Origin of the sequence: Rhodococcus sp. EPR-157 (assembly GCF_001647195.1) — a bacterium.
Taxonomy (GTDB): domain Bacteria; phylum Actinomycetota; class Actinomycetes; order Mycobacteriales; family Mycobacteriaceae; genus Rhodococcoides.
Genome location: NZ_LVCV01000396.1, coordinates 1 through 11,843, shown reverse-complemented (window position 1 = coordinate 11,843; position 11,843 = coordinate 1). Strand labels below are relative to the sequence as shown.

General features: G+C 62.3%; 7 protein-coding genes. 3 read left to right on the top strand and 4 right to left on the bottom strand.

Features of this window, described 5'->3' with window-relative positions; all coding sequences use genetic code 11:
* The coding region (locus A2J03_RS18115; RefSeq protein ID WP_156520446.1) for an ATP-binding protein at positions 1-3,286 on the bottom strand (3,286 nt) is incomplete at its 3' end.
* Between the two features lie 419 nt (positions 3,287-3,705).
* On the opposite strand from A2J03_RS18115, the gene A2J03_RS18110 reads away from it, so the two are divergent.
* Complete coding sequence (locus A2J03_RS18110; RefSeq protein ID WP_068376552.1) at positions 3,706-4,794, top strand: NAD(P)-dependent alcohol dehydrogenase; 1,089 nt, start codon at positions 3,706-3,708, stop codon at positions 4,792-4,794.
* A 71-nt stretch (positions 4,795-4,865) separates the two neighbouring features.
* Here A2J03_RS18110 and A2J03_RS18105 read toward each other — a convergent pair whose 3' ends face one another.
* The 3 genes from A2J03_RS18105 to A2J03_RS18095 form a co-directional block, all read right to left on the bottom strand.
* Positions 4,866-5,894: an LLM class flavin-dependent oxidoreductase gene (locus tag A2J03_RS18105; RefSeq protein WP_068376549.1), complete on the bottom strand. Its 1,029-nt coding sequence runs from the start codon at positions 5,892-5,894 to the stop codon at positions 4,866-4,868.
* 264 nt (positions 5,895-6,158) lie between these two features.
* On the bottom strand, positions 6,159-6,908 hold the full coding sequence (locus A2J03_RS18100) for an IclR family transcriptional regulator (RefSeq protein ID WP_068376546.1): 750 nt from the start codon (positions 6,906-6,908) through the stop codon (positions 6,159-6,161).
* Complete coding sequence (locus tag A2J03_RS18095; RefSeq protein WP_068376544.1) at positions 6,905-8,377, bottom strand: APC family permease; 1,473 nt, start codon at positions 8,375-8,377, stop codon at positions 6,905-6,907. Before A2J03_RS18095 ends, A2J03_RS18100 begins: the two co-directional genes overlap by 4 nt.
* 444 nt (positions 8,378-8,821) lie before the next feature.
* Between A2J03_RS18095 and A2J03_RS18090 the strand changes: the two genes are divergently transcribed.
* Together A2J03_RS18090 and eat are read left to right on the top strand one after the other, a co-directional pair.
* The gene (locus tag A2J03_RS18090; protein ID WP_068376541.1) at positions 8,822-10,765 is read left to right on the top strand and encodes a primary-amine oxidase; all 1,944 of its coding nucleotides are present in this window, start codon (positions 8,822-8,824) and stop codon (positions 10,763-10,765) included.
* The coding region (eat, locus tag A2J03_RS18085) for an ethanolamine permease (protein ID WP_068376538.1) at positions 10,762-11,843 on the top strand (1,082 nt) is incomplete at its 3' end. The genes A2J03_RS18090 and eat, both read left to right, overlap by 4 nt.

Below are 11,843 nucleotides of genomic sequence, written 5' to 3'. Positions count from 1 at the left end.
GACGTGTGCCGTCGAAGTTCTTCAGCCGCCACAGGTCCAGACGCTGCCCCGTCAACGGATGCATGTCCCGGATGACGACATCCTCGACCAACGGCTCGGAACCCTCGCTGGATGGCCTCAGAGTCAACTGACGCGCAGTTCCAGACCCGTACACAGTCAACGTGATTCGACGCCAGACTCCCGAATGCGTCTGCCCGGCAACGATCTCACGTAGCTCCGCGCTCAGCTCGTCGTCGCTCACCGGAGCATCAGGCCAGGACACATAGACGTCGACGACCCGAGTACCGGGGGTGGACTCGGCAAGGCCGGCGATCGCCGACAGCGCCGAATGAAGCCCGGATCGATCGGTGCGCGTAGCGATGACATGCTGATCGACACCACTGAGCGAGAATGCCCCAGTGACGAATCGGCAGTCGTCACGGTCGAAGGCGTGAACGTCCTCGAACTGGTGAATTCCGTAGTACTGCCTGGTCATCGCCTCCAGCAACGCATGTGGATCTATATCGTCACCGAGGAGGTCGATCAGCGGTTCTTCGACGTCGACGACTTCCTGCATGCGGGCGGCGTAGTCGGGTGCGTCGGGGTTTTCGGCGAGGTATTGCAGGCTGCCGCGGACTCCGTCGTAGACCTGATCGCGTGCCCGACGGATCTGTGGGGCGTCGAAGAGGCGGAATCGGAGATTGCGTGCGACGTCACCGATGACGGGGTAGCGGGCTTGGGTGGCCACGATCAACCGTTCGAGGACGTCCCCGATCCCTGACGTCGGTTGCGCTGCGGTGTCGGTGAGCCAGTGATCGAGCAACGCTGCGATGACCGGGACTTGATTCTCGATCCGCTGCAACGCCAGAAACACCCGGTAGACCGCTTCTTCGAGCTCGGGACTGCGCTCGAGATCATCGGCATCGTAATGATGCAACACCCGAGAAAGCTTGCTGCGGAACGCCTCCGGCAAACCCTGAATATCGGAATCCAGCGAATGCAGAAACGAATGAAAATGCTCACGCGGAGAATGAACACGTTCGTCGGTGTTCTCCTCATCCATCGTCGGACGATTACGCGAAAGCTCGCAAATGTCGGCGAAAGTGTTCAGCAACGCCAACTCCGCTTCCAGCACCGCAGTGTCCTCCCGCGGCACCGCACTGCGTAGTCGTTCGTAGTCGGCGAGCAGGACACGAGCCCGCGGTGCACCGACATCGAAACCGGTGATCAACGCCGACAACTCGTTCAGCCGCGCCAACGCCCGGCAACTCGCGCTCTCACCCTCGACGCTGGGAACAGTCCGAAACTGAACCCGCGCGGTCTGCGAAGACGCCTTCTGCTCCCCGGCCTGATCGACCCGCAACAACGCAGCCCCGGAATCGACCTGCCCGTTCACCGACGCCAACACCTCCCGCACCGTCCCCGCATACGGGGAACGGACCGCGGTCTCCATCTTCATCGACTCGAGCACCACCAACGTCTGACCGGCCTCGACCTCATCACCGACCGCGACAGGGACAGCAACCACCACCGCCGGAGCAGGCGCACGCACCAACCCCGCTTCGTCCTGACTGATCTGATGCGAAATCCCATCGACCTCGACCAGGAAATGCGCGGCACCAGCAACCGTGACCACGGAGAACCGCCGATCCCCCAGAGTCACACGGCTCTCGTAGTGTCCGAGGCGTTCGACCTCGACCTGCAGATCACCACTGTCCCCGTCGACCTGGTAGCGGTGCGGTCCGATCTGACCGACACCGAGCTTGTAGGCCTGACCCTGATAACTGAGCTCCACCGTCCGCCCGATGGTGTGACTGGCCCGCGGACGACCACCGCGAGCGGAGGAGAGGAACGCAGCCCGCTCGCGGGCCTCGCCGGCATCGTAGGCATCGATCGCAGCAGCGATGATCGCGACATCGGCTAGCACCGTCGGACCGACCGGGGTCCCCGCATCGGTGCGATCGAGCCACCCGGTATCCGCGGACGCAGAGATGACCTCTTCTTTGTCGAGCAAACCCAGCAGAAACGACTTCGTCGTCGTGCCGCCGTCGATGACGACCGTGGTCTCGCGCAGCGCGTTGCGCAGCCGCGCGAACGCCTCGTTACGGTCCCGGCCCCACGCGATGACCTTCGCGACCATCGAATCGTAGTCCGGGGGAATGACATCGCCCTGAGCGATACCGGTGTCGACACGGATACCGGAACCGAGCGGGAACTTGAGCAATTCCACACTGCCCGGTGCCGGCGCGAAACCATTGTCGGCGTCCTCGGCATTGAGCCGGGCTTCCACAGCATGACCGAACTCCCCCGGGCACTCACCCTCGAGAGCCCCACCGTCGGCGACGAGGATCTGCAACTTCACCAAATCGATACCGGTGGTGAACTCGGTAATCGGATGCTCGACCTGCAGACGGGTGTTGACCTCGAGGAAGGTGAAAATCTTCTGCTCAGGCTGATACAGGTACTCCACCGTCCCCGCACCGGCATACCCCGCAGCACGAACCAACTCCGCGGACACCGCCCGCAGGTGATCGGCCTGCTCCTGACTCAACAACGGGGACGATGATTCTTCGATGACCTTCTGATTGCGGCGCTGAATCGAGCAGTCCCGCACACCCGGCGCCCACACATTGCCGTGATTGTCGGCGATGACCTGCACTTCCACGTGGCGGGCGTCGGTGACCAGACGTTCGATGAACACCACCGGATCACCGAACGAGCGTTCCGCTTCACCCTGAGTCCGCTCCAACGCCAATTCCAACTCGTCCTCGGCATAGACCTTGCGGATACCGCGGCCACCACCACCGGAACGGGCCTTGATGATCAACGGATACCCGATCGCCGCAGCGTGACGACGCGCATCCGCGCGGGTCTGCACCGGACCCCCCGACCACGGCGCAACCGGAACACCGACCTTCTCCGCCAGCAATTTCGCTTCGACCTTGTCCCCCAACAAACGCATCGCCGCAGCAGAAGGACCGATGAACGTGATATCCAACCGAGCAACGATGTCCGCGAACGTCGGGTCCTCCGCCACGAAACCCCACCCCACCCACACCGCATCAGCACCCGACGCCACCAACGCCGCCTCGAGAACCCCGTAATCGAGATACGCCGACCCGGACTCGGGCTTGGCCAGCGTCACAGCCTCATCGGCCTGACGCACGAACATCGCCCGCCGCTCGGCCTCGGTATGCAACGCCACCGTCCGAATGCCGTAGTCGTACTCGGCGTTGAGTTCCTTCACAGCCCTGATCAGGCGAACAGCCGCCTCACCCCTGTTGACTACTGCAATCCGCTTGAACATCGCATTCCTTGCTTCGCTAGGAGGTTTCGAACTCCAGGTTCGGGGACACCCGCCCCTCGCGCGCAGCGAGGAGCACATCATGTTCGTGCGATCAGAGTCGCCTATCGCGCCGTCCGTCACCAACCGCCGAGCACGACAGCGCGCAGAGGATCGACCAACTTTCCGCATAGACAACGACTTTGACCCACGAACGCACACCTATGACAGCACGACGAATACTGTCGCCGGACTTCGAACGCAGACAACACGATCGAATGCCCGACCAGCAGACGCTGCGACGAGTCACGGCATTCCTGGCCGGCGTTCCTGGACCGATCCTGTTGCGCAGCGGTCGGTTAGGGGAATCTATACTCCAGCGACACGGCCACCGTGCGGCCCTGACGCCGTCACACGACCACACGACCGAAGAGGAACCGCAAGTGCACACATCAGCCGCCCTGTCCACTGGCCCGTCCAGCGTGTTCACCCTGACCGACGTCGAACTGTCGGACCTGCACGACAGCGAAATCCTCGTACGCATCGAGGCCGTGGGAGTCTGCCACACCGACCTCACCACCAAGGCGTACTCGGCCGACGGGGCACCCGCGCTCTACGGGCACGAAGGTGCAGGAACAGTCGAAGCGGTAGGGCCCGCCGTGGACGGAGTCGCCGTAGGAAACAAAGTCTTGATCAGCTACAGCAGCTGCGGACACTGCACTCGCTGCACCAGCGGCCACCGGTCCTACTGCGAGAAGTTCAACCACCTCAACGCCGCCGGATCGCGCCTAGACGGTAGCTCGACGGTGACACTCGACGGAACGCCCGTGTGGTCGTCGTTTTTCGGACAATCCAGTTTCGCCCGTCACGCGATCGCCTCGTCGGAGAACGTTGTCGTCGTCGGCGACGATGTAGACCTGCTCGCCGCCGCACCGATGGGGTGCGGATTCCAGACCGGCGCCGGTGCAGTGATCAATCTTCTGCGTCCCACCGACACCTCGAGCGTGGTCGTTTTCGGTGCGGGCGGAGTCGGGATGGCGGCAGTGATGGCGGCGAAGGCTTTGGGTGTGCCCACCGTCATCGCAGTGGACCTGTCGGCACATCGACGCGAGGTGGCCTCGAATGTCGGCGCAACCCATGTAATCGACGGCGCTGCAAAAGATCTCGTCGATCGGATCCGCAAGATCACGGGTGGCGGCGCAACCCATGCGCTCGATACCACAGCAGTTCCCGCCGTCATCGGAAACGCTCTGACCTCTCTCACAGCGCTAGGCACCCTCGTTGCCGTGGGGGTCGGAAGTCCGAAGGTCACCATCAACATGATGGACTTGATCGGCAGCGGAAAAACCATCCGTGGGTGCATCGAAGGCGATGCCAACCCAGCTGAGTTGATCCCACAGCTGCTTCGGTGGCACGCCGACGGCAAGTTTCCGGTAGAGAAGATCATCACCGTCTACCCCTTCGAGAAGATCAACGATGCGGTCGCCGGCATGCACGAATCTGTCATCAAGCCGGTGCTGCAGGTCTCCTGATCGACTCACGGGTGAGGTGTCGCCACCGGTATCGAAGTTGGTGGAAACAACAGTGTCTGACGCCCCGAGAACTAGACCTGAGCCACGATCGGCGCGACCTCGGTGCCCAGCAGTTCGATGCCGCGAAGCAGATCACCGTGAGCCAATCGAGGATTCGTCATCTGCAACGACAGTCGGTCCACACCGCCCAGCTGCTCGCTGACTCGCACGATCTTCTCGGCCACCGTCTGCGGATCCCCCATGAAGAATGCGCCGTCGGGACCGGAGGTGGCGTCGAACTGATGCCGGCTGGGCCGGGCGAACCCGCGCTCCCGAGAGATCTTGGTGAACATCTCGTTCCAGCCGGGGTAGATGGTGTCTGCTGCGGCCTGGGTGGTCTCGGCGACGAAGCCGAAGACGTGCAGCCCCACCTTCAGCTGCTCCGGTGGATGGCCAGCTTGCGCTCCCGCGCGCCGGTACAGATCGACAAGCGGGGCGAATTGACGTGGTTCCCCACCAATGATGGCGATCATCAACGGGAGCCCCAAAAGCCCTGCACGGGCGAATGACTCGGGAGTTCCACCGACGCCGACCCAGATCGGCAACTGATCCTGCAGCGGCCGCGGATAGATGCCCTGACGGTTCAGCGCCGGGCGGTGCCGGCCGGACCAGGTGACCTCGACGTTGTCGCGGATTTGCAGCAGAAGGTCCAACTTCTCGGCGAAGAGTGAGTCGTAGTCCGCCAAGTCCAGGCCGAACAGTGGGAACGCCTCGGTGAAGGAGCCGCGGCCCACCACCAGGTCGATCCGGCCCTTCGAGATCAGATCGAGGGTGGCGAACTCCTGAAAGACTCGCACTGGATCGTCTGCACTGAGCACCTTGACGGCACTACCGAGCCGGATGTTCTCCGTTCGCGCGGCCGCGGCAGCCAGAATGATCGATGGGGCCGAGTCGTAGTACTCGCTGCGATGATGCTCACCGATGCCGAACGAGTAGAGCCCGACCTGGTCAGCGAGGGCGATCTCCTCCAACAGATGACCCATCCGCTCTGCCGGAGCAATCACCCGACCGTCGGTCGGATCGGTCACGGAAGAGACGAAACTGTCTACGCCCAGATGCATGGTAGGACCTCTCGATTCGGGATGGACGACTTCATAAGCATCAATGAAGATTCAATTATTCCGGGGGAAGGCGAGCAGGCGGCGTTCAACCAGACCACGGTTCCGTAGACACCACTCATGGGCCCGCTCACCGTCGTGACACCGTCACCTATTTCGAAACGTCCATGTATCCACCGTACCGAGTGTCGGACCGAACGTGCGAGCGCAGACCGGAGTTCATGCAACTGTGTGCGCCGCTAGGCCCCCTCGGACAATACGAGATGCTCAGAAAAGCAGGGGCGCAAGGACACTCGCGCTCTGCTGCAGCGAGGAAGCGCGCCCGATGAGAGCGTCGATGCGGGCGGACGGGCCGGCGAGGCAGAGGGCGCCAGCGGTGTCTCCGTTCGGGTCGCGCAGCGGTACCGCCAGGCAGGCGAGATCCTGTTCGAGCTGACCTACCTGGACAGAGAACTGCCGATCACGGATCGTGCGCATCTCGGTGTTCAAAGCAGCGAGATCGATGACAGTTGCAGAAGTGAGCTGCCGCAACTGAGTCGAGGGTAACGCCTCCTGCCAGATGGTGCGGTCCGAGAGAAGGAGTTTACCCGCGGCCGACGCGTGCAGATAGCGCACCAATTCCCGTTCAGAGCGCACGGGGTGGTCGGGGTCGGAGTCGAGGACCCGCAGCGGCGTGTTGTGGAATGCCATGACGTGGACGGCGAACCTGATGCTGTATCGGAGGTCGTCGAGTTGCCGACGCGCTGCGGTGGGAATGGTGGGCGCCGATGCGGCGGTGACGAGCTTGTCCAGGCGTGCGCCGAGCCCGAAGCCTCGCAGGTCGGAGGTCCGCACCAAGTACTCCTCGGCGACCAGTGAGTTGATGAGCCGGTAAGCAGTGGCCTGAGGAAGGTGCAGGGCGGCGGCTATTTCCTTGGCGGTGACCCCCAGGCCGAGTGCTGCGACCACCTCGAGGATGTCGAAAGAGTTCGAGACGGTACTCGAGTGGCGCCGGGACGGGTCGGTGCGTGGACTCATCGGAACGTTGCTGCGGGCAATAGGTCGCTGAGCTGGGTCTCGTCGTAAATGCCGACCGACTCGAGTCGATGTGGAGCCAGTCGACGAAGCGCAACGGTGTAGAGCACTGCCACGGCCATGATCAAGGCGTACGCCGCGATGAGCACAATCCCGTCTTGGATAGCAAAGACTACGGCGTTGACGACCAGAACCAACAGGATGGTGGTGGTTGCGACACCGAGCACCCAGACATAGGGGGTCGACTCTCCTATACGCCGCAACAGTATTGGTGCTGACAAGCACCCGGCGAGGTAGCTACCGATATATCCGCATGCGCTCAATGTCAGGAAAATTCGCAAACCCTGGTCAGGGGAAACACCGGCAAGCAATACCGAGACCGGGACAGCTGTCACCACGATCATCGAAGCGCCGATGGCGGAGGCAGGCGTTTGAAAACGTGGGTGCGTGCGACCGAGAGATGAAGGAGCAACACCCTCGCGGCCCATGCAGAACAGCACTCGAACGAGCGCGTTGATCGACGCGAGGGTGCATGCAAAAAACGAGGCCGCGATTCCCAGGTCGAGGACGGCTGCGAGACCGGTCGAGCCCTGAAAAGTCAGCAGAGCCACCATGGGCGTGGCGCTCTCGCGCACCGAATCGGGGGCGTAGGCGAGAGCGATCGCCTGCACCGGCAAGGCGATCAAATATAGCGCCGCGGCAGCGACGGGGGTCCACCTGATCACTCGCGGCACTGACAGAAATGGTTGGCGAGCCTCACCGCTCAGCGTCGTCGAGCTTTCGAAGCCGACAAAGGCGCTGACTGCGACGATGATCGACAACGCGGTACTTTGCGCGTTGCCCTCCCAATTCATGGCAGCAGAGGGAGGGGCGCCGGCGCGAGTCGTGGTGACCACAAGCAGAATTAGCAGGGCACCGACGAGCCCAATGGAAACGCATTCGACCAGCAGGGTAATTCGAGCCGAGACTTGAATTCCGCGAATCATGACCAGGGTGGCACCCGCTGCCGCCACCACCATCACCGCAATGATCACGCCCACGGGAATGGCTCGAACCAAGCCGGTAGCTACGACGATATGCGAAAGGTAAGTACCGACGGCGATCAAGCCGGCCATGCCTACCGTCGCATATCCGACAATCGCGGACCATCCGGTTGGCACAGCGACAGCCGGACCGAGCCCGCGGGCGGTGTAGCTGTAGATTCCGCCAACCGATGCCATTCTCTGGGCCATTGGCCGCAGGCACGCCGAGACGAGCAGGATGATCGCAGCCGCGCAAGCGAAAGCCACGAGCGCACCGCCACCGCCTGCGGAACTGATCACTAGTACAGGGATCACCGCCGCAGCACCTGAGGGTGCAACCGCTGCGACGGACTGCGCGAACACCGGTATGAATGGCAATTGGCGGCGCGGCAATCCCTGTACGGGTGAGTGCTTGGCGACCAGCGCCCGCTTGTGCGGCGAAGTTGTCATGTTCCGATTGCTCGTCTCTGCAAAAGCAGCGGGATTGCCTGATCAGCAGCTGCGATCGGCTCTGGATGTGATCGATGTAGTGCCAGGGTCGAACTCGAACATTGCTCTTGGATGACACAAATGTTTCATTCATGTTAACCAGATCGAGAATTTTCCGCGTCGAAGTTCTCACCCTGGTTCTCACCGACGAGTGCCTGCCGTCACAGTGCAGGGTTACGGTCTTGGTGGTGAGCGGTTGGTCACAGCCACTGCCTTCGAGCAATACCTCGAAGGCATCGGACAGCCGATGACTTCACCACGTATCGAAACCGTGATTACGCAGATCCCCCACTGATCGCTTCATGATGGGCCGGCGGCCGTGCCGACCGCAAAAGCCCGCCACCATCGAGGCCTTCGTCGTGATGTCGACGCGTGGACGATCTATCCCCAAGGAGCGAGGCACGCATGTCTATTCAGGAAATCGATCGCACAGCCGCGACAGCGAGAACCCATCCGCTCGATCCTCTCAGCCGGAATGAAGTCCGTGCGGCGGTGTCAGTGCTGAAAAGCACACAGGCCCAGTCCGACAGCTTCAGGTTCGTGCAGGTGGAGTTGAAAGAACCCACGAAAAGGGCACTGCGTGGCGACTTGTCGCAGATCCGCCGCGAGGCAAGCGCAGTACTGATCGACCGGTCTACGGGATGCGGTTACGAAGCGACCATCGACCTCGAAAACGAAAGCGTCGAGCGGTGGGTGGAACTGCCGAAAGGCGTTCAACCGCCGATCATGCTCGACGAGTTCGAGGAATGCGAGGTCAATTGCAAACGGGACCCCCGCGTCGTCGAAGCTCTGGCCGCGCGCGGGCTGACCGACCTGGATCTGGTCTGCATAGAGCCGTGGTCGGCAGGCTATTTCGGCAAGGACGACCAGGGTCGCCGCCTGATGCGCGCCCTCGTCTTCACCCGCCTGGACGCCGATGACAGCCCGTACGCGCACCCGGCCGAAGGATTGATCATCATCTATGACCTCAATAGCGGTGAGGTTGTGGAAGTAGAGGACAACGGCCTGATCCCGGTCCCCAGACAGACCGGCAACTATCTGCCCCAGCATGTCGGACCAGCACGTACCGACATCAAGCCCCTCGAGATCACCTCCCCCCACGGCCGCTCGTTCCAGGTCGAGGGCCAGCACGTGACCTGGGGTGCCTGGAGTTTTCGTGTCGGCTTCACGCCTCGCGAGGGCTTGGTACTGCACCAACTGAAGTTCCGGGACGGTGGCGCGGATCGATCGGTCATCAACCGTGCCTCGCTGGTGGAAATGGTTGTGCCCTATGGGGACCCGTCTCCAGTTCAGCACAAGAAGAACGCCTTCGACGCCGGCGAGTACAACATCGGCGCTCTGGCCAATTCCCTTGCGCTCGGTTGCGACTGTCTCGGTGAGATCCAGTATTTCGACGGCATCGTCACTGACAGCCACGGAAACCCGTTGACGATCGAGAACGCGATCTGCATGCACGAAGAAGACGACTCGATCATGTGGAAGCACTACGACTACCGACAGGACACCGCCGAAGTCCGGCGTTCACGAAAGCTGATCATTTCCTTCATAGCCACCGTCGCCAATTACGAGTACGGCTTCTACTGGCACCTCTACCTAGACGGCACCATCGAGTTCCTCGTCAAGGCCACCGGGATCCTCTCCACTGCAGGCCAGCAACCGGGCACCAAATCGCTGTACGGGCAGACCCTCAACAACGACGGCCTCTACGCCCCCATCCACCAGCACATCTTCAACGTGCGGATGGACTTCGAACTCGACGGCACCAAGAACGCTGTGTACGAGGTCGATACAGTCGTACCCGAAGTCAACGACACCCAGAACATCTTCTACACCGTTGACCGCCTTCTCGAACGAGAACACGACGCAGTACGACGCGCCGACGCCGACAAGCACCGATTCTGGAAGATCGTCAACCATGAACAACGCAACATCGTCGACGAACCGGTTGCGTACCGACTCCAGCCCACCGACGCAATTACGTTGTCCGCCACTCCGGACTCTTGGGTGGCCAAGCGAGCAGGGTTCGCCACCAACAACTTCTGGGTCACCGCATACGAAGAGGACGAACGCTTTCCGGCGGGGGAATACCCGAACCAGTCCCGCGGCGGCGACGGCCTACCCGCATATATCGCGGGCAACCGAAGTATCGTCGACGAAGACATCGTGGTCTGGTACACCTTCGGCATGCATCACGTGGTGCGCCTCGAAGACTGGCCGGTCATGCCGCGACAGCACGTCGGGTTCATCCTCCAACCCCACGGATTCTTCGATCAGAACCCCACCCTGAACCTGCCTCGTCCCGCGCAGAAGACCGAGGGCGCGCATTGCGGATGCGAGGACCACGCGTGAGCACACATCCGCACGCTGCCTCCGGTCATCCCGCGCAGTCGGGCACGACCGGTGCCCACGCCGCAGGTGGAGTCGACTACGACAACGTCGCCGACGATTACATGCTCCGCCGCCAACTCCGTCGCGGCACCGCCGGGCCCGTCCTGCTGATCGGACTCGGCGTGGGCTACGTCGTCGCGGGTGACTACGCCGGTTGGAACTTCGGAATCGGCTACGCCGGCTGGGGTGGCATGCTCATCGCGGTTGGGCTCATGGGCTTGATGTACACCGCGATGTGTCTGGCACTGGCAGAGATGGCTTCGATCATCCCCACCGCTGGCGGCGGTTACGGCTTCGCCCGTCGCGCGATGGGGCCCTGGGGCGGCTTCCTGACCGGTACCGCGGTGCTCCTCGAATTCGTGCTTGCCCCGGCCGCAGTGGTCACTTTCATCGGCGCGTACATGGACACTCTCTTCGGGATCAGCGGTCCGCTGGTGTACGCGGTGTTCTACATCGCATTCATAGGTTTGCACCTGTACGGCGTCTCACAAGTGCTCAAGCTGATGTTCGGTATCGCCATCGTCGCAGTGATCGGGTTGCTGGCCTTCTCGATAGGAATGATCCCGCACTTCGATGTCAGCAACCTCGTCGATATCGCCCCGACCGACGCTGTGGGCGCCAGCAGCTTCCTCCCGTTCGGCATCGTCGGGGTCTGGGCTGCATTGCCCTACGCGATGTGGTTCTTCCTCGCAGTCGAAGGTGTGCCCCTCGCGTCCGAGGAGGCCCGCAACCCGGTGCGCGACGTCCCCAAAGGACTGATCGGTGGTGTGCTGGTGCTGCTCACCCTTGCCGCACTGTTGCTGACCCTCGGCCCCGGCGGTTCGGGAGCGTCGAATCTGCAGGACTCCGACAATCCATTGATCGACGCTATGGAAACCGCGAACGGCGGCAGTACCTGGCTGAGCCAGTTCGTCAACGTCATCGGTCTGGTGGGTCTGGTGTCGAGCTTCTTCACCATCACCTATGCCTACTCGCGGCAGACGTTCGCACTTTCGCGGGCCGGCTACCTGCCCAAGGTGTTGTCGCTGACCAACGGCCG

Bases quoted from the DNA above. Each gene is read 5' to 3' on its own strand.
- A2J03_RS18100 (WP_068376546.1), bottom strand. From the start codon at position 6,908: ATGAGTCCACGCACCGACCCGTCCCGGCGCCACTCGAGTACCGTCTCG.
- A2J03_RS18090 (WP_068376541.1), top strand. From the start codon at position 8,822: ATGTCTATTCAGGAAATCGATCGCACAGCCGCGACAGCGAGAACCCAT.
- A2J03_RS18095 (WP_068376544.1), bottom strand. From the start codon at position 8,377: ATGACAACTTCGCCGCACAAGCGGGCGCTGGTCGCCAAGCACTCACCC.
- A2J03_RS18105 (WP_068376549.1), bottom strand. From the start codon at position 5,894: ATGCATCTGGGCGTAGACAGTTTCGTCTCTTCCGTGACCGATCCGACC.